This window comes from Alcaligenes sp. NLF5-7 (assembly GCF_024266725.1).
Taxonomy (GTDB): domain Bacteria; phylum Pseudomonadota; class Gammaproteobacteria; order Burkholderiales; family Burkholderiaceae_B; genus Alcaligenes; species Alcaligenes phenolicus.
Map to the genome: position 1 here is coordinate 996996 of NZ_CP100755.1, position 19038 is coordinate 1016033.

The following is a 19038-nucleotide window of genomic DNA, read 5'->3' on the forward strand; positions in this document are numbered from 1 at the left end:
TCCACGATGGCCCACCCTGCATCACCCTCAACTCAACTCATTACTCCCATCACCTGGCTGCGTCTGCTCGGTTCCTGGTCCATTGTTGTCCTGTTCATGATTTTCGGCGGGCAATGGCTGGGAGACTCCCTGAACGGCACCACGGCGGCCATCGTCTTTCTGGTGCTGTTCGTGACTATCCTGACGGCCTCGTTTGGTGTGGTCCGTGAAGCCGACCACCTGGCCCACCAACTGGGCGAGCCCTACGGTACCCTGATCCTGACCCTGTCCATTGTGCTGATCGAAGTTATCCTGATTGCCTCGGTACTGCTGGGGCCGGGCGACTTTCCCACCATAGGTCGGGACTCGATCTACGCCGTGATGATGATCATCCTGAACCTGATCACCGGCCTGTGTCTGATTGCCGGCGCAGCGCGCAATGGCGATCAGGAGTTCAATCGCCAAGGCACCAATACCTACTTGTCCATGATCGTCTTGCTGACCAGTGTGGGCCTGATTCTGCCCAACTACACCAGCAATGCGGGCGAGTTCAGCACCACCCAGGCCATTGGCATTTCGGTTCTGACGGGCCTGGTCTATGCCATCTTTCTGTATCTGCAAATGGGCAGTCACCGCCATGACTATGTGCAGCCCAATCAGGCGATTCAAAGCACTGAAGATACGACACCCACATCGCGTGATCCCCAGGCGACTCGCGCGATGCTGATACGCAGTCTGGTGCTGATCGCCCTGATCCTGCCTATCGTCCTGTTGGCACACCATCTGGCCATTGTGACGGACTACGGTATCGCCGCCTCGGGCGCCCCCGTTGCCGTCGGCGGTGTACTGATCGCAATTATCGTATTCACCCCGGAGTCCATCACTGCGATCAAGGCGGCCATGAACAATGAAATGCAGCGCGCCATCAATCTGTGTCTGGGTGCCTTCGTCTCTACCGTGGGGCTGACTGTGCCAGTGGTGCTGATGATTGGTCTGATCACCGGCAAGCAAGTGATCATGGGCATCAGCAATATGGAAATCGTGTTGTTTCTGATCACGGCACTGCTCAGTATCTTGAGCTTTAGCGGCAAGCGAACCTCACCCATTCAAGGCTATATGCATCTGATGGTTTTCGCCGTGTTCGGGCTGCTGCTGTTTTATCCCTGAGAAGAACAAGGCAAACAGAGCCAAACCGGCTTTGTTTGCACCTATCCAACGGGACAGACAAGCATAGCGGGCCTTCGTGGCCCAAGCGCCTGTCACTCAAGGTCCATGATTTACTGACAGAAACCGAGCTGCTCAGGATCGATCCGGTTCCGAACGAACACACTTGTACTCGAACTCGTTCATACCATCGGCAAAGTCCACGTGTTCCCAACCCAAGCGTGTAAAAAAGCGGCAGGCACGCTGGTTTTCGGGGAACACAAAAGCCACCCATTTACGACATGGGGGATGGCCTGGCCAAGCCAATACCGCTTCCAGCATGGCTCCGGCCTGACCATTGCCGCGTAATGGCGGCGCAACGGCAATGTCGGTAATTGCATGTGGCAGATTTCGCCCGTCTCCCCAGGCACACCCAATCAAACCAATGGGCTGACCGTTCTGCTCGGCAACCAGCTGGACGCCATCGCTTTGGTTCAACACGTGCTCCAGCCACTCCTGATCCAGTGGCCCCAACTCGCGGTTCAAGTCCTCGTCCTGGAACCATTGCTGTATCCAGTCCCAGTCCGTCGCACGAATTCTTCTGATTTCCATCGCTACCCCGTTTTGAGTTGTCCGCTGCAGCTTGGAGCAGCCCCAGACAAAAACGTTCGAGACCAGCCTCATTCCAAGGCGGAATGACGCAACAAATTTTCCAGCCAATCCGCAAACACCTGAAAACGGCGCGACAAGTGTTGGCGATGCAAATACAGCAAGGACATGGGCATGGGAGCGGCACGGTGATCCGGCAGCACCTCCACCAATTCACCTGATTGCAAATGCGCCTGCACATCGTAAGCAGGGATCTGAATTAGCCCCAAGCCGGACAGACAGCAGGCGATATAGGCCTCGGCATTATTCACCGTCACACGACCTGGCAGATCCAGCACCTGACGCTTGTCCTGCTCCATCCACTCCCAAGGAGCCACACGCTCGCTGGTAGGCGAGGCATAACGGACCACTTGGTGGTTCTCCAGATCCGTTGGCGTCTGGGGCATGCCATAACGGGCAAGATAAGCGGGGCTGGCTACATTGATCAAGGGCAAGCTGCCCATTTTTCTGGCGATCAGGCCCGAATCACTTAATGGTCCCACGCGCAGCACACAATCCACCTGCTCCTCAATCAGATTCACCTCGCGGTCCGTCACGCCCAGATGCACATGGACATGCGGATAGCGCTCCAGAAACTCCGGCAGCGCAGGTGCCACAATCAGGCGGCCTACCCGCCCCGGCACATCCACCTTGATCGTGCCACTAGGCCCCACACTGGCTTGGCGAAACAGGTTTTCGGTTTCCTGCACATCAGCAATCACGCGCAGACAGCGCTCGTAAAACGCCGCACCATCTTGCGTGACTGTGACTTTGCGCGTGGTGCGATTCAACAGGCGAGCGCCCACTCGCCCTTCCAGCTCCTGAATGGCGGCCGACACCGAAGAGCGCGGCATACCCAAGGTATCCGCCGCGCGGGTGAAATTGGCACACTCCACGACCCTCGTAAAGATGCGAAACAGGTCAATGCGGTCCATAGCTTTCTCCCGATAAGCAGCAGCAAAACACGGGCAGAACTGCTAGACCCGGTTGACTCAAGCGGCGGTGCGTATTGTTCGCTTTTTCAGACAAATGATGTCAGAACTAGATGATTTAAACAATTTCAGCGACTTATATCATGAAAAAACGAAAAGGCTTGCAGCCCGCAGCCCACACTAGCAAGGAGTCATCATGGCAAAGCACAGCATCAAAGGTAAAACCGTTCTGATTGCAGGCGGGGCAAAGAATCTGGGCGGCCTGATCGCCCGCGACCTGGCAGAGCAAGGAGCGAGCGCCATTGCCATTCACTACAACAGCGACAGCTCCCAAGCGGATGCCGAAGCCACCGTCAAAGCCATCCAGGCAACTGGTGCACAAGCCGTCGTCTTCCAGGCCGACTTGCGTTCGGCTAGTGCCATGGAAAAACTGTTTAGCGATACCGTCGCCGCAATTGGCCGCCCTGATATCGCCATCAACACGGTGGGCAAAGTACTGAAAAAGCCACTGACCGAAGTGAGTGAAGCCGAGTACGAGGAGATGAGCGACATCAACTCCAAAACTGCTTTTTTCTTCCTGAAAGAAGCCGGCAAACACGTACAGGACAATGGTAAAGTCTGCACCCTGGTCACGTCCCTGCTGGGTGCCTTCACCCCCTTTTACGCCGCGTATGCCGGCACCAAAGCACCGGTAGAACACTACACCCGCGCCGCCGCCAAAGAATATGGCGCACGCGGTATTTCCGTCACGGCGGTTGGCCCTGGTCCTATGGATACGCCCTTCTTCTATCCAGCCGAGGGGGAGGATGCCGTGGCCTATCACAAGACCGCGGCTGCCCTGTCCCCCTACTCCAAGACCGGGCTGACGGACATTGAAGATGTCGTGCCCTTTATCCGTCATCTGGTGAGTGACGGCTGGTGGATTACCGGCCAGACCATTCTGATCAACGGTGGTTACACCACCAAGTAAGAAGGCAAGCCAGTGTCTGAGCCTGCAAGATCACTGCTTCAGGCTTGAGCACTGGCTTTTCTCAACACCTGCGCATGGATGTCCAAAAGGCATCCACAAGTGGGAATGCCAGCCAGAACGTAACCGCGTTCAAGCTCGAGATTCCTGATACGGGTTCTCGAAAATCTCTTCTACGGTCTGCCCGAACACGGCACTGATCTTGAAGGCCAGATCCAGAGATGGCGCATGTTTGCCCGTTTCCAGCGCATTCACCGCCTGCCGGGACACACCCAAGCGCTCTGCCAAATCTGCCTGCGTCCAATTCGCCTCGGCCCGCAATACACGCAATCGGTTTTTCATTTAATCGCTAGTCCGGACAAAGGGTGAAACCAGAGCGAACACCGCCCAAAAGAAGGGGTAAATCAGCCAGGCAGGAATATGGGGCGCAGCGGCGTAGGTTTCCCCAAAGCCCCAGGCTGTCCACAAGGTCAAGGTTGCGCCTGAGGCCAGCACAAAACACTTGGCCACGATCACCCGCACGAACTCATCGCTTTGCGCTATCAAGCGCAAGGTGGCCCAGACTTGTCCGGCCACAGGCAAGGCGACGGCTATGGCAATCAGCCAACCAACAGGCCGACCGAGCAGGCTGTCGAACAGCCCCAGAATGGTCAAGGCATTGACCAGGATATACACGCCCATAAAGAGCAAAGTGCGAATCAGATAGCTGCGACCTGGTGACGGCGCAGAGGGGGAATTACTGTTGGCAAGCATGGTTAAGCACCTGAATGTAAAGTAAACCTGACTTTATAGAAGTCAAAACTACTTGTCAATAAGTAATGTTTACTTTACATTTTTGAATATAGAGCCAGTCAACCAGCAAGCATTCCGATTGGCTGGCTGGTCTATTTGGGCCTACACGTTCTGACCATAAAAACGAGATTTGCAGCTACCACCTGCGCGCGTTGCTACCCCCAACACGCAGCCTGGATATAAAGCCACTTGAACAAGCAAAGTTCAAGACCTGCCCGTGTAGCCTAGCGTCGACGGAGATTGCCCAAACCGCGCCTGAAATAGACGGCTGAAATGAGAGAGGTCCTTGAAGCCACAGGCCATGGCCACTTCGGTCACCCGTTTAGGTTTCCCGCCCTCCAGCAAACGGTAGCTATGGATCAAACGCTGCTCCCACAGCCATTGCATGGGGGTTGTCGCCTCAAAAGCAAAGAGTCGGTACAAAGTGCGAGTCGCCATAGACGAAGCACGGGCAATCTGGTCCACATCCAGCGTATCATCATGCAAATGTGCACGCATATAAGCCTGAACCTGCTCCAGCCGCCGCTCCTGACGAGTGCCCCGAGAAAGCGCAGGAGCGTCAGACTCGAATACCGCGGAGAAGATATCCAGCACAGAAGCCGTCACACGCTGATCCATACCGTCCGCTGCCGCCTCCCCCATACCAAGCAGTTGCTTGACCAAGGCGCCAGCCATCGGCCCCAGACGCGAGTTGGCTGCAATACGACGCGCTGCCAGATTGCCCACCGAGGGCAAGCGCGATGCCAATAAGGGGCGGGGAATCATGACCATGGCCGCGTGAGCCAAAGAGCCCAGCTCCAGATCAAAAGGCCGAGATTGATCCTGAAGTACCAGATCCCCTGTTCCCAGGCTGACGTAGCGTCCGTCCTGGCTCAGTTGAATATGACCATCCAGCATGAGCCACAGCATGAAACAGTCGCGCTGATCTTTACGGATATCGGCCTGCCGTCTGCTCACCCGTATCGCCTCCCCCTGAGGGGTGGCAGACCAGATGCTGCTCAGGCCCAAACCACCAAAACTAGTGAGGGTGACCCGCGCCTGAAACTGGGGCCGGGCAATCTGGCTGCACTCGGTCTGTGAAAACTGCCTGCAAGTGACCTCGTGCCAGTGCTCAAAGCTGTCTCCGGGCTTGACCGCTATGATCGCTGTCATAGGTTCAGTCTCCATAATCGGGGCTATCTGCACCGATGGATTAATCGTTTTTCAACAAGATTACGTCCATTACCCAAAGACAGACAAGCCCTGACAATACCAAGCCTCAGCTCCCTGCCCGTGTACTGTCCAGGATGGCAGGCACAGTCAAAAAAAACGTAAAACTGGCAGTGGCAGCCAAGCCAGAACTGCGCCACCCTCCTACTCTACAAGCGTCTATGACACCGGCAGCGGCAATACCAAATACACAGTCGCCCGGCCGTGAGCAAACCAAAGGAGAATGAAATGGCTATTCAAATTGATCAAATCAACCCCAGCAGCACGGCGGTCATTGTGATCGACATGCAGAACGACTTCATCGCACCCGGCGCCCCACTGGAAACACCCATGGGCATGGAGTTGATGCCCCGCCTGCAAAAACTGCTGGGCCACGCTCGCCAAACTGGCATGGAAGTGATCTTCACCGCCCACGCCCACCGCCGCAACGGCTGCGATATGGGCCTGTTCGGAGAGATTTACCCTCCGATTCAAAACCAGGTGGGGCTGGTAGATGAGACAGCGGGCGTTGATATCTACCCCGAAGTAGCCCCACAGGGGGATGAAGTCGTCATCAAGAAGCACAGGTACAGCGCGTTCTTTGGCACCGACCTGGACATCATCTTGCGTACTCGGAAGATCGACACCGTTGTCATCACCGGCGTGACCACCGAAAACTGCTGCCACGCTACGGCTCGCGATGCCATGTTCCATGGCTACAAAGTGGCCTTTATCTCTGATGCCACAGGCACCTACAACTACCCGGATATGGGCTTTGGGGCGATTCCGGCTGAAGAAGTACACCGCGTCACCTTGGGGGTGCTGGCAGTATCCACCGCGCATGTCATGACGACGGATGAGCTGATTCACAAATCCAGACAATAATCACGAACCGGACCAGAACCCGCATGCATTGAGCCTCCAGCTCATCAGGCAGCACCACAGGTCTTGTGAACCGCCCCACTTGTGAGGATCGCTTCTCAAGACCTGTGGTTATTTTTCTTGTGCCACAACAAGTTGCGCCAGCCGCTGAATGGAGAGCGGCGCACAGCCTTCCGCATCATTGCTGATTGTCACATACGCCGCCTGCCCCGCCCCCGTGATCCCGCGAATCGTGCGGGCCAGCACCGTGCGAGTATGCACGTCCTCGCTGACAATGGCATCGAAGGGGGTATGCTTTTTTTGAGCATCGGCATAGCCGTAAGCACCAAACTCCCGGTTCAAGTTCCAGCGACACACCAAGGGTCCCGGCCACAAGGCGCGCAAGACGGGCAGTTGCTCTTCAATCGGCGGCATCTTGCCATGCAGCCCCAGACAAAATGTCGCGCCATTGGCCTTGAGCGTATCGACAAAATGTTGAGTCAACAGCTCTGGATCTCTTACCTCTACCGCAAGTACCACCTGTGAGCCTTGCGGCAAAGCCTCACGCGCCGCTGCCAGCATCTGCCCCAACTTGTCGAACAACTCTGCCGGACGATTCAACCAGCCCCAGGACAGAGGGCTTAACTGGAAGACCAAGACGCCCAACTTGGCACGCAAGCCCTCGACTGCAGGCTGCACGAACTGCTCTACAGCCAGACGAATATCCAGAAAGTCCGGATTAGATTTGCGTACCTTGCCCTGCTCATCACGAACTTGGGCATCCGTAATCATGGAAGGACATTTCACAACGAAGCGGAAATCTTCATCAACCTGAGCGGCATAGGCGGAATACTGCGTGACCGTCAAAGGACGCCAGAAGGTGCGATCCACACAGACTGTGCGCATCAAGGGATGCTGGTGATAGGCCTCCAGGCCGTGTTTGGACAAGATGCTCGACTCGTACTCGCCATCCCAGATCAAGCCTTCCCAACCGGGGTAGGACCAGGTGGAGACACCGAAACGCAAGGTTTCAGGAAGCTGGGTGGCCAGATCACTTAGCTCCAGCGCGGAAGCAGCAAGGCTGACTTTGGTGATTTTGCGTCGGGAAGGAGCAGCGGGCTTTGAGGCGGGTGGCTGAGGAATGGCATCGCCGAAAAGATCTTCTTGCATGCTGGGTATAGTGCCATGGGAATGAAGTTAAGCAAATGCCGGCTCAAAATCCACCAGATCCGTACTTTGCATGCCTAGCCCTTTGGCGACGCTACGGCAACGACTAACAGCCTGAACAATCTCCGCCCAGATTGCTTCTGCTTCCTTCACCGTTAACCTGAAGTATGGTGCCCCACAACATGCGCACTGGAACCTGGAACCCAGGCGCACCTCCAGGTCTGAGCGCTTGGCAGATCGTGTCGTCATCAGAAACCTTCCAACTTGTCAGGATTCACAGAGGCCGAATCATCTTGCGACTTGGCCCCCGAGGTTTGATCCGCTTTGATACGTCGTGGCCGCCTGACGCGCTGGGGCAACTGCTCACGCAGCAAGTCCATCCCCAAGGCATCATTTTCCATGGTCATTACTTTAGTCACATCATTCAAGCGTCCCAACACATGCAAAGCGCTTAAAAAAGTATGCAAGGCAGTACCGGCATTACCATCCTCCATGCGCCGGACTGTGCTCAACGACGTACCAATACGCTGGGCCAAATCCTCTTGGCTTAATCGTCGCGCACGGCGAGCCGCAGAGATATCCCGCCCCAGCCGCAGCAAGGCACGGTCTACAGGACGGGAGATGACACTACGAGGAGCATTTTTATTCTCTGAATCAGTCATATTTTTATCCATTCATATATGAACAAATATAAATCATAAGAACTCAAATATGAACAATAAGGACGCAGTATATGCTTTCAGTGAAACTCTCCATACCCAAGTGGGTACAGGTGCTTGATCACACGCCAAGAAGCGGCACAGCGCTACAAGACACCTGTACAAGCAAATGGCCAATATGCTCATCACGCGACAGTGCGGTGAACAGCCGATAAAAGTATTGGGGGAGATATCAGAACTGGAGCGGGCGATGGGAACAAGTCCAATCAACCAACCCATTGATTAATAACGGGTTTTTCCTGTTAGCTCCACAGGAAATGACCATATATTGTACCAGCGGCGCACGCTAGTCACCGCGCGGCGTCCATCGGTGTCTGCCCGCGACCAACAACAGCCGACAAGGATCGCTCAGGCCCCGCCCTCGTCAGGTGTCGGGGCGTTCAAGCGTTTCACTCGACTGATGAACCGCTTCAACGGCTCGGAGGGCTCGCCCCCACGGCGCACCAGGTAGGTCGAGAGCATCGGTGGCGTGCCCGCTAGCGGCCGTGTCGCAATGTCCGGCCGGTTCAGCGCCTCCACCTGCGAGGCAATCGCAAAGCCGATCCCGTATCCTGCCCCAACCAGCGTGAGCATCACGCCCAAGCTGGTGACATGATCGACCACCTTCAGCGGCAGCGCCGCACCATCGAGCACCGCCTGGATCTGGTCGTGGCAGCCCGAGGCTGCGTCCGGGTGGCACAACACCACCGGAAACTTCAGCGCGTCGGCGAGCTTGACCTCCTTGTGGACCAACAGCGGGTGGCGCGCCGACACGATCACCGAAAGTGGATCGGTCCACACCGGTTCGGCCACTAGGCCGCCATTGACCGAACCCGACAACGCGAAGCCCACGTCCAGTAGATCGGTGTGCAGGCCCTTGAGCTGCTGCGATAACGGAAGCTCGAAGATGCGAATTTCCAGTTCCGGCTCTTCCTCGCGGTTGCGAGCGAGCAACGCGGCGATCCTGGGCTGGGCCAGGCTGTCGCAGATCGCGATGCGAAGGTAGCTCTGGTACCCCTGCGCGGCGCCCTTGGTAGCCTGGATCGCCTGGTCCAGCGTAGCGAGAACGCGCCGGCACTCCACCAGCAGCACTTGGCCGGCCCAGGTCAGGCGCGTCTGCCGGCTACTGCGGTCGAATAGCGCCACACCCAGCCCTTGTTCGAGATCGCGCATCGCGCGCGACAGTGGCGACTGATCGATGCCCAGCCGATCGGCTGCGCGCGCCAGGTGCAGTTCCTCGGCCACTGCCACGAAGTAGCGCAGCAATCTCAGTTCCATTGCGTGCTCCTTGTTCGTCTTGTTCTGGTTCGGCCGATCCGACCCGCCGGATTCAAATCGATGCCCGCTACTGTTCTCTTGGTCGCCTCCTACCAAAGCTCGATACCTGGCTCCTCTCGTCAGCCTACCCGTTCGTGAATGAACAGCGTCACGGCCCACCAACGACCGGCCGGTTCAATAACTTCGAAAGTGCGCCCACCCCGCCTCCGTTGATCGCATGGCTATATCCCATCTGCTCAACGATTTTGCAGGCACGTTGGGAGCGCGCGCCCGAGCGGCAATACAGGATCAAAGGCTGGGTCCGAGTGGGCACAGCGATCGCAACGTCTAAGTGGATACGGTCAAGCGGTAGCCACAGCGCTCCTTCGATGTGCCCTGCAGCGAACTCCCCGGCGGAGCGGACGTCAACCAAGACGGCGCCGGCCGACAGCATTTCGGCGGCCGATTTACCCGCCGATCGACCAAAACGGGAACAAGAAGCCCCAAGAATCTTCGCTAACCAACTCATGCGATCAATTTCCAGTGTCAGTTCAAAGGTGACGCAGCAAGTTCGCCATCGGCTACTTGCAAAGCAGCCTCATCCAGGCGGCCGATCAGCGCGGCCAGTCGCAGCCGGTCCATCAACAGACCGATGCGAGCTTGCGCAAGCGCAAGGCTGGATGTGGCGGATTCGTTTTCGGCATTGAGAAGGTCCAGCGTGGTGCGCTGGCCGACCTCGCGTCCCAGGCGCGTGGCGTCGAGCCTTGCCAGGCTGGCACTGAGCGCCTGTTCCAGCGCCCTGACACGTTCGGCGCCAACGCTCAGCCCCAGCCAGGCCAAGCGCACCTGCTGCGCGACTTGCTCTCGCGTGCGCTCTACCTCGGCTGCGGCCTTTTCCGCCAGTCGCAGCGCCTCTTCTTCCTTGGCGCTGCGGTATCCGCCGGTGAAAAGCGGCATCGAGAACTGGATGCCGATCATCCAGTTCGTGCCCGTGTTGCTGGCCGACCCGAAATCGCCACTGCCGCTCAGTCGATCACGTCCCACCTGGGCAACTAGATCGACGGAGGCGGACGAACTCCGGCCGTACTTCGTCGCCTCTTGCCTCGCGACATCGGCTGCCAGCAACTGGGTGCGAATTTCAGGGTTGCGCGACTGCGCCTCATCCAGCCAGAACTCCAGCGGCTGGAGCGATGACGTCTGGCCTGCGCTGGGGCCAGGAAGACGGGCCGCCAGAGAACCGGGAGGCAATCCCGTGGTGTTCGCCAGCAGGTTGCGCTTGACCAGCACGTCGCTCTCGGCCGCCAGTACCTGCGCGCGAAGTGCTGCCAGGCGTGCGCCTGCCTCATGGGTATCGGTAATGGGGACGTCCCCGAGCTTGAAGCGGTCTTGCGCTTCGACCGCCGCCTTCTCGACGGCATCGAGTTGCTGTCTATGCACGCGCACGGTTTCCTCGGCAAGGGCGAGATCGAGATAGCGCTCCACCGTGCGGAGCATCAGCGTCTGTCCTGCTGCCTGCCATTGAAGGTCTGCCAGGTCGGCTGAGGTGGAAAGCTGCTGCTGCTCGGCGCGCCGCTTCGGGTTGTAGAGCGGCTGCGTCGCTGCCACGGCCCAGCGCGAGGCGGTGCCGTTGGTCACGGAGGTGCTGAAGCCTACGCCAGTGGATTGCCCGAACGCTGGGGCGCTGAATTGCGCACCTCGCGTTTCGGATTCGTTCGTGGCTACCCCCACCGAGCCGACCACGCCGACAGTCGGTCGCCACAGCGCCGCGGCCTGGTCACGGCGCGGCTGGGCTGCCGCATGGGCAGCCCGGGCAACGGCGTACTCCTTGTCGCTTTGCGTCGCCGCTCGCCAAGCCTCGATGAGCCCGGCGGCCATCGCCACTTGCGTCTGGCAATACAGGGGCGCAGCCAGCAACGAGATCCACAAAGCCTTTGACATGCGCTTCTTCATGGAATTCATCCCTTCTGCGTGAGGTCTTTGCGGACCCAGCGCACCAAGTCGCCTGCGACCATCGCCCCCGAGTGGCGCGCCAGCTCCTTGCCGGCGCGATACAGGATGAGCGTTGGGACGCTGCGAATGGCGCTGACCGCCACGGCCTGCGGATTGGCATCGATATCGAGCTTGGCGAAACGGACCTCGGGGAGCTTCGCAGCCGCATCGTCGAAATGCGGTGCCATCATCTTGCAGGGGCCGCACCAACTGGCCCAGAAGTCCACCAGCACCGGCGGATCGGTGCGCGTGATGTAGCGCTCGAAGGTCGCATCGCTCAGCGATGCGGGCTTGGCCGCCATCAGTTCAGCGCCGCAACGACCACAGACCGGCTCGCCGGACGGGCGTTCGTCGGGGACGCGATTGATCGTCCCGCAGGCGGGGCAGCCGACATGCATGATCAGGCTCCCTGGCGCATGCCGAGCTTGCGCAGAATGGATTCCATCAGGCACCACTTGGTCAGCCCGCTTTGCAGCAGGTTCACCCCGACGAAGGCGGTGAAGGCCAGCCACCATTGATTGACGAAGATCGGGCTGCCAGGGATGCCCAGGGCCAGTGACAGCAGGATGAAGGTGCCTGCGATGACGCGAACGAGTTGCCAGGAAGTCATGGAGTTTCTCCTTGAGTGGACAGGGTTGCGGGGGTCGACGTGACGGTTTCATCGGGCTCTTCGCGGCCCACGATCGCGTCCAGCCGGTTCCGGTACGCGATGAAGTAGAGGATCGGAATTACGACCAGCGTCAGCACGGTTGAGACGAAAATGCCAAAGATCAGCGAGATCGCCAGGCCGTTGAAGATCGGGTCGTCGAGGATGAAGAAGGCGCCCAACATGGCAGCCAGCCCGGTCAGCACGATGGGCTGCGCGCGCGTGATGGCGGAGCGCACGATGGCCTGCTTGAACTCCACGCCCTCGCGCACCTGCAGGTTGATGAAGTCCACCAGCAGGATGGAGTTGCGCACGATGATGCCGGCGAGCGCGATCATTCCGATCATGCTGGTGGCGGTGTACTGCGCGCCCAGCACGGCGTGGCCCGGCATCACGCCGATGATGGTCAAGGGGATCGGAGCCATGATGATCAACGGTGTTAGGTAGGACCCGAACTGCGCCACCACCAGCAGGTAGATCAGCACGAGGCCAACGCCATAGGCCAGGCCCATGTCGCGGAATGTTTCGTAGGTCACCTGCCACTCGCCATCCCACTTCAGCGCGTAGTCGCGGTAAGCGTCATCAGGCTGGCGGATGAAATACTCCTGCAGCGTCCCGCCGCCGGGCGTGGCGATCTTGGTGAGTTCCCCACGCATCTGGAACATGCCGTAGAGCGGGCTGTCGAGCGCGCCGGCCATGTCGGCCACGACGAAGTTCACCGGCAACAGATCCTTGTGATAGATCGGCTGCTCGCTCACCTGGTCACTCAGGGTGACGAGTTCCCGGATAGGCACCGGCTTCCCATCGGCGCTGCGCACTGTGAGCTGCAGCAGGGCGTTCAGGTCGCCGTGCTGCTCGGGCGGCAATTGCAGCACCGCGGCCGCCGGGTACTTGGTCTCGTCATGCAGAAAGGCCGTGGCCTCGCCGGCCAGTCCGGCGCGCAGCGTGGTGACGATGGCCTGCTGCGGCACGCCGAGCATGGAGGCCTTCTGCCGGTCCACCAGCAGGATCGTCTTCGGTGCCGCAGCGATGCTGCTGTCGTCCACGTCCACCACGCCGGGCGTGCGCTCGAACACGGCGCGCACGGCCTTGGCGACCTGATGCCGACCGGCCGCATCCGGGCCATAGATCTCCGCCACGATGGGAGAGAGCACCGGCGGGCCCGGCGGCACCTCGACCACCTTGACGTTGGCGCCGAAGCGCTCCCCGATTTTCTGCAGTTCGGGTCGCACGCGGGTTGCGATGGCATGGCTCTGGTCCTTGCGCGCGGTCTTGTCCACCAGATTGACCTGCAGGTCGCCGACGTTGCCGCCGGCACGCAAATAGTATTGGCGCACCAGGCCATTGAAGTTGATCGGCGCCGCGGTACCGGCATAGGCCTGGTAGTCGGTGACTTCGGGCACTGTCGCCAGGTAGCTGCCCAGCTCGTGCAGGACTGCGGCCGTCTGCTCCACCGGCGTGCCGGCGGGCATATCAACGATGACCTGGAACTCCGACTTGTTGTCGAAGGGCAGCATCTTCAGCAGCACCAAGCCGGTGGCCGGCAGCGCCAGCGACGCCGCGATGAGCAGCGCGACCCCCAGGCCCAGCAGGCTGCGGTTGCGCGAGCCACGCCGCTCGTCCAGCAGTGGGCGGAAGATCCGCTCAAAGACCGGCGCGATCTTCGCGGCCAGGCCGGAGTGGGTCGCCGTGTGCGGCCCGCCGTCGCCATGCGCAGCAGCCGGTACCGCCTTCATCCACAGCCGAGCCAGCCAGGGCGTGACGACGAAGGCGATGGCCAGGGACAACAGCATGCCCATGCTGGCATTGATCGGGATCGGGCTCATGTACGGGCCCATCAAGCCCGTCACGAAGGCCATGGGCAGCAGCGCGGCGATCACGGTCAGCGTCGCCAGGATGGTCGGCCCCCCCACTTCGTCCACGGCACCCGGGATGATCGCCGCCAGCGACTTGCCGGGGTAGAGCTGCTGGTGCCGATGGATGTTCTCGACCACGACGATGGCGTCGTCCACCAGGATGCCGATCGAGAAGATCAGCGCGAACAGCGATACGCGGTTGAGCGTGAAACCCCAGGCCCAGGACGCGAATAAGGTCACCGTCAGCGTCAGCACCACCGCGCTGCCGACGATGGCCGCCTCGCGCCGGCCGAGCGCGAAGAAAACCAGCGCCACCACCGACGCGGTGGCGAACAGCAGCTTCTTCATCAGCGTCTGCGCCTTGTCGTTGGCGGAGGCGCCGTAGTTGCGCGTTTCCGCCACCTGAACGTCGCCAGGGATGACGGTGTTGCGCAAACCTTCCACCCGCTTCATCACGGCGTTGGCCACGTCGATGGCGTTCTCACCCGCCTTCTTCGTCACCGCGACCGTGACCGCCGGATACTCGGCCGGCGCGGCGCCGTCCTTGCCGGCAACGCCATGCCAGACATAACGGCTGGGCGGAAGCGGACCATCGCGCACCTGCGCCACGTCCCGCAGGAAGACCGGCTTGCCGGCCCGCACGCCGACCACCAGATCGGCCACCTCGTCGGCGTGGCGCAGGAAAGGCCCGGACTCGATGGCCACCGAACGGTTGCCTGCGATCAGCTCACCCACCGGAAGCCCCAGATTGGCCGACAGCAGCGCTTGGCGCAACTCCGGCACCGTGACACCGACACCGCTCATGCGCACCGGATCGATCTGCACCATTACCGCCCGGCCCGGGCCACCGATCGTGGTCACCTCGCGGGTGCCGGGCACACGCTTGAGGTCCGCCTCGACACTGTGCGCGACACGCTCCAGGTCGAATGCGCCGGTCGACGCGTTCTCGCTGAACAGCGTCAAGGTGACGATTGGCACATCATCGATGCCCTTGGGCTTGATGATCGGTTCGAGCACACCGAGCCCCTTGGGCAGCCAGTCGGCGTTCGAGTTCACCGTGTCGTACAGCCGCACCAGCGCTTCGGTGCGGGTCACGCCGACCTTGAACTGGACGGTGAGCACGGCCAAACCTGGGCGCGACACCGACATCACATGCTCGACGTCCAGGATCTGGCTCAGCACCTGCTCTGCCGGCACGGCCACCATCTGTTCCACGTCGCGCACGGCAGCCCCCGGGAAGGGGATCAGCACATTCGCCATCGTGACGTTGATCTGCGGCTCCTCTTCGCGTGGGGTCACGCCCACGGCGAACAGGCCGAGCAACAGCGCGAGCAGTGCCAGCAGTGGCGTGATCTGCGCCCGCTGGAAAAAGGCGGCGATGCGGCCCGAAACGCCCATGGCAGGCGCGCCGGTAGTGGTGGATTGTGTTTTCGTCATGACCGGCCTCAACGCACGCGCGCGGCGGATTGCGGATCGGTCACGACCTGCTCACCGGGCATCAGTCCGGACAGGATCTCGACGCGGCCATCGGTGGCCCGCCCGAGGCGGACTTGGCGCAGCACGGGCTTGCCCTGCGGATTCAGTACATACAGGCCGGTGAGTTCGGCACGGCGCACGACGGCTTCCATCGGCACGGACAGGAGAGCGCCTGGCGCTGTGCCGGGGGCATCGCTGCGTGCCAGCGGCAGCCACAGCCGCGCGAACATGCCGGGCGCGACGGTAGTGCTCACGCCACCAGGCAGTTCGGCACGCAACTGCACGGTGTGCGTCGCTGCATCGACGGTGGGCAGCAGTTGGCCATTTCCAGGGACCACCCATGCACTCGCCGACGGCAGGCCGGGCAGTTCGATGCGCAGCTTCGGATCGGCCGGCATGCGCGCCGCCACCGACTGCGGCACAGCCGCCGTGACGCGCAGAGCCGTCGGGTCATACAGGGTCAGCAGAGGCCGGCCAGGCATGGCCATGTCGCCCAGGGATACCGGCACTTCGGAGACCACACCCGCGAAGGGTGCGCGCACGACGTGGTAGCCGCTCTGCGTGCGCGACGCACTGGCCTGCGCGAGCAGCGCATTGGCCTGGGCTTGGGCCGACTTGTAAGCCGACTCGGCGCGCTCCATGGCCGCCTGGCTGATGTAGTTCTTCTGGAACAGCCGCTGCTGACGCTCAAAGTCCTTCGTGGCCAGATCCAGGGATGACCGTGCTGCCTGCACCTGGGCATCGCTGGCGGCGGCATTCTGCTCAGCCGCCCGGGCGTCGATGCGCAGCAGCACCTGGCCCGCTTTCACACGATCGCCCACCTTGACATCCAACTGGATGACCGCACCGGGCACCTGCGCCGCGATCACCGTCTGGCGAACAGCTTCGACGACGCCATCGAAGGCCGAAGTCGTCGTGCCCGCAGCGGCCACCGCCGCGGTGGCCTTCAACGGCTGGGGCGGCGTCTGGGCGGAGGCAGTCAGGCTCGCCATCAAGGCGACAGCCGCGAAGCAAAGGGTGTAGCTGGTGTGGCGCATGGAAGGCACTTTCTGGTAGGGAGCGCTGTCAGGCATGAGTGTGAAGAACTTTAATTCATTATTTGCGCACATAGTTAAATAGTCAAGTACCATGTTGCTCACAGACCAGCAGATCATCAAGATCCGAGGCATCATGTCTACTCATCTACCTTTGGCATGCTCAACACATATGGAAGACCTTCCCGACGAGGCGCTGGAAGAGGTGGCGGCGTACTTCCAGGCGCTGTCCGAGCCAACGCGCCTGCAGATCCTCAACCTGCTGCGCAAGCAGGAGCGCAGCGTGGGCGAACTCGCCCAGTTGTGCGGTTACAGCTCGGCCAACATCTCGCGGCATCTGACGCTGCTGACCCAGCACGGTCTGGTGGCACGCGAAAGCCGCGGAAACAGCGCCATCTACAGCATTGCGGACAAGTCCGTTTATTCCTTGTGCGATCTGGTCTGCGGAAACATCGCCAAGCAGTTCGAGCGCAAGGCGAAGGCGCAGGCTGCGTTCACCGTAGCTCCGCCCAAGCGGACCAAAGCGCACTGAGCGGCACCTGCCATCGTTGATCGCAGTCCCGTCTTCGCGAGTGGACGGCGAGGACTGCCCCAGCGTCGGCCTCATGCAGGCCGCATCCTGCTTGCCACCATACTTCAACAGGTTGAGATGGCCTTGGCGCTTGGCAGGTTGTGCTGCCGCCACCCAGTCGGGCTTGCGCTCCCAGGCTCGCGGCTCACCCTTCGCTGTCCACTCGCTGGATCGTTGCTTCTTGATAGGCGACAACAATGACCTCATTACTTTTATTTCAACGTATTCTAATTTAGCATGAACTAATATATGATGGTCACTTCGACGCACAACCTTCAACTGAAGAGGTCATCATGCAAGACACCAACTCGGCGCCCGTCGCCTTCCCCCGCCTCAACGAGCCTGCCCCGGACTTCAAGGCCAAGACCACCCACGGCGAGCGCAGCCTGGCGGACTACAAGGGCAAGTGGCTGATCCTGTTCTCGCACCCGGCTGACTTCACGCCGGTCTGCACCACCGAGTTCATCGGCTTTCAGAAGGCTGCCGACACGTTCCGCGGCATGAACTGCGAACTGATCGGCCTGTCCATCGACAGCCTGTACTCGCACCTGGCCTGGACGCAGAACATCCAGGAGAAGTTCGGCGTCGAGATCAGCTTCCCGATCATCGAGGACATCAAGATGGACGTGGCCCGTGCCTATGGCATGGTGCACCCGGGCGCAGCCGACACGCAGGCCGTGCGCGCGACGTTCTTCATCGATCCGAACGGCATCCTGCGCGCCATGGTGTATTACCCCATGAGCAACGGCCGCTCGATCGACGAGTTCGTGCGCCTGCTCACGGCCATGCAAACGAGCGACGCCAACCAGGTCGCGACCCCCGAGGGGTGGACGCCGGGATGCGATGTGATCGTTCCCCCACCCAAGAGCCCCGACGCCATCAAGCAGCGTATGGGCGAAGGCTACAAGACCACGGACTGGTACTTCTCGACGAAGAGCCTTTAAGTCCGGCGTTGCGACCGAAAGGCCGCAGCCCCGCGCCGTGGGATCTGGGCTACTGGAGGACTGGGCGCGTCATCTGCGCTCTCGCGTCGAACAGCCGTCCAGCCTGCGGCCGGTGTCCGGTTCAGCCTGTGCCGCGCAAGCGCTTTGGCGCACCGGCCACCGGACCAGCCCTCAGCCCCTATGCGGTTGCATCGTCAGCCGCGCACCAGGAGCCCGACATGAGCGACCTTGCCCTTCCTCCTTCCAGCGCCATGGATCCTGAGCGCCGCGCATGGCTGATCGCCACGACTGCGGCCGGCGGTGTTGCGGCCGCGGCGACCGCCATCCCCTTCGTCTCTAGTTTTGCGCCCAGTGAACGGGCAAGAGCAGCGGGCGCGGCGGTCGAAGTCGACCTGGCGGACATCCCGCCCGGCGGATTGAAGACGGTCGAATGGCGGGGCAAGCCCGTATGGATCATGCGACGCACGCCGGAAATGATCGCCGCACTCAGCGGGCAGGACGACAAGCTCGCCGACCCCAACTCCAGCAAGGATGCCTTGCCGGAAGCCCTGCGCAATCCCGGCCGCTCCGAGCGACAAGACCTATTCGTTGCCATCGGGATCTGCACCCATCTCGGGTGTTCTCCCAGCGCGGTGGCTGCGGGCACTTCCAACCCGAGCGTTGGCGAAGACTGGCATGGGGGGTTCTTCTGTCCCTGCCACGGCTCGACCTTCGACCTCGCCGGTCGGGTGTTCAAGAACAAGCCGGCACCCACCAATCTCGAAATCCCGCCGCACCGTTTCCTGAGCGACGCACGTGTCGTAATCGGCGACGAGTCGGCCTGAGAGGGAATCCAACCGTGTCGCAATCCATTTCCCTGTCCGGCGCGAGGTTCACCGCGTTGCCCCCGG

General features: G+C 60.7%; 20 protein-coding genes. 6 read left to right on the forward strand and 14 right to left on the reverse strand.

The window, feature by feature from the left end:
- Positions 1-6: 6 nt before the first annotated feature.
- A complete protein-coding gene (locus MID00_RS04670) occupies positions 7-1146 on the forward strand; it encodes a calcium:proton antiporter (RefSeq protein ID WP_009461143.1) in 1140 nt (379 codons plus the stop codon).
- A gap of 132 nt (positions 1147-1278) precedes the next feature.
- On the opposite strand, the gene MID00_RS04675 is transcribed toward MID00_RS04670, so the two are convergent.
- A complete protein-coding gene (locus tag MID00_RS04675) occupies positions 1279-1734 on the reverse strand; it encodes a GNAT family N-acetyltransferase (protein ID WP_009461144.1) in 456 nt (151 codons plus the stop codon).
- Positions 1735-1802: 68 nt separating this feature from the next.
- Positions 1803-2705, reverse strand: coding sequence for a LysR family transcriptional regulator (locus tag MID00_RS04680; RefSeq protein WP_060186258.1), 903 nt, complete (start codon positions 2703-2705; stop codon positions 1803-1805).
- Positions 2706-2898: 193 nt separating this feature from the next.
- Here MID00_RS04680 and MID00_RS04685 point away from each other — a divergent pair, with 193 nt between their 5' ends.
- Positions 2899-3672: an SDR family oxidoreductase gene (locus MID00_RS04685; protein ID WP_254499773.1), complete on the forward strand. Its 774-nt coding sequence runs from the start codon at positions 2899-2901 to the stop codon at positions 3670-3672.
- Positions 3673-3801: 129 nt separating this feature from the next.
- Here the strand turns inward: MID00_RS04685 and MID00_RS04690 are convergent, their stop codons facing one another.
- The 3 genes from MID00_RS04690 to MID00_RS04700 form a co-directional block, all read right to left on the reverse strand.
- Positions 3802-4011: a helix-turn-helix transcriptional regulator gene (locus MID00_RS04690; protein WP_254499774.1), complete on the reverse strand. Its 210-nt coding sequence runs from the start codon at positions 4009-4011 to the stop codon at positions 3802-3804.
- Entirely contained in the window at positions 4012-4422 is a 411-nt protein-coding gene (locus MID00_RS04695) for a hypothetical protein (protein ID WP_254499775.1), read from the reverse strand.
- 243 nt (positions 4423-4665) lie between these two features.
- On the reverse strand, positions 4666-5613 hold the full coding sequence (locus MID00_RS04700; RefSeq protein ID WP_021446983.1) for a helix-turn-helix domain-containing protein: 948 nt from the start codon (positions 5611-5613) through the stop codon (positions 4666-4668).
- Between the two features lie 285 nt (positions 5614-5898).
- Here MID00_RS04700 and MID00_RS04705 point away from each other — a divergent pair, with 285 nt between their 5' ends.
- Entirely contained in the window at positions 5899-6534 is a 636-nt protein-coding gene (locus MID00_RS04705) for a cysteine hydrolase family protein (RefSeq protein WP_009461152.1), read from the forward strand.
- Between the two features lie 108 nt (positions 6535-6642).
- Here the strand turns inward: MID00_RS04705 and MID00_RS04710 are convergent, their stop codons facing one another.
- The 9 genes from MID00_RS04710 to MID00_RS04750 all read right to left on the reverse strand — a co-directional run bounded on the left by MID00_RS04710 (position 6643) and on the right by MID00_RS04750 (position 16636).
- Positions 6643-7680, reverse strand: a complete 1038-nt coding sequence (locus tag MID00_RS04710; RefSeq protein WP_254499776.1) for a DUF72 domain-containing protein — start codon at positions 7678-7680, stop codon at positions 6643-6645.
- Positions 7681-7925: 245 nt separating this feature from the next.
- A complete protein-coding gene (locus tag MID00_RS04715; RefSeq protein ID WP_009461154.1) occupies positions 7926-8339 on the reverse strand; it encodes a helix-turn-helix transcriptional regulator in 414 nt (137 codons plus the stop codon).
- A 405-nt stretch (positions 8340-8744) separates the two neighbouring features.
- Positions 8745-9653, reverse strand: a complete 909-nt coding sequence (locus MID00_RS04720) for a LysR family transcriptional regulator (RefSeq protein ID WP_020226663.1) — start codon at positions 9651-9653, stop codon at positions 8745-8747.
- A 148-nt stretch (positions 9654-9801) separates the two neighbouring features.
- Entirely contained in the window at positions 9802-10161 is a 360-nt protein-coding gene (locus tag MID00_RS04725; RefSeq protein ID WP_254499777.1) for a rhodanese-like domain-containing protein, read from the reverse strand.
- A gap of 17 nt (positions 10162-10178) precedes the next feature.
- Positions 10179-11591 carry a TolC family protein gene (locus tag MID00_RS04730; protein WP_254499778.1) on the reverse strand — a complete coding sequence of 471 codons (1413 nt, stop codon included), beginning with the start codon at positions 11589-11591 and terminating at the stop codon, positions 10179-10181.
- Entirely contained in the window at positions 11588-12019 is a 432-nt protein-coding gene (trxA, locus tag MID00_RS04735; protein ID WP_254499779.1) for a thioredoxin, read from the reverse strand. Before trxA ends, MID00_RS04730 begins: the two co-directional genes overlap by 4 nt.
- Positions 12020-12021: 2 nt before the next feature.
- A complete protein-coding gene (locus MID00_RS04740; RefSeq protein WP_009521513.1) occupies positions 12022-12231 on the reverse strand; it encodes a DUF2892 domain-containing protein in 210 nt (69 codons plus the stop codon).
- Positions 12228-15560, reverse strand: a complete 3333-nt coding sequence (locus tag MID00_RS04745; protein ID WP_254499780.1) for an efflux RND transporter permease subunit — start codon at positions 15558-15560, stop codon at positions 12228-12230. The genes MID00_RS04740 and MID00_RS04745 overlap by 4 nt, the downstream gene beginning before the upstream one ends.
- Positions 15561-15568: 8 nt before the next feature.
- A complete protein-coding gene (locus MID00_RS04750; RefSeq protein WP_254499781.1) occupies positions 15569-16636 on the reverse strand; it encodes an efflux RND transporter periplasmic adaptor subunit in 1068 nt (355 codons plus the stop codon).
- A 169-nt stretch (positions 16637-16805) separates the two neighbouring features.
- On the opposite strand from MID00_RS04750, the gene MID00_RS04755 reads away from it, so the two are divergent.
- The 3 genes from MID00_RS04755 (at position 16806) to petA (ending at position 18972) form a co-directional block, all read left to right on the forward strand.
- Entirely contained in the window at positions 16806-17165 is a 360-nt protein-coding gene (locus MID00_RS04755) for a metalloregulator ArsR/SmtB family transcription factor (protein WP_009521516.1), read from the forward strand.
- Positions 17166-17497: 332 nt separating this feature from the next.
- Positions 17498-18148: a peroxiredoxin gene (locus MID00_RS04760; RefSeq protein ID WP_254499782.1), complete on the forward strand. Its 651-nt coding sequence runs from the start codon at positions 17498-17500 to the stop codon at positions 18146-18148.
- Positions 18149-18366: 218 nt separating this feature from the next.
- Positions 18367-18972, forward strand: coding sequence for a ubiquinol-cytochrome c reductase iron-sulfur subunit (petA, locus tag MID00_RS04765; protein WP_009521518.1), 606 nt, complete (start codon positions 18367-18369; stop codon positions 18970-18972).
- Positions 18973-19038: the final 66 nt, after the last annotated feature.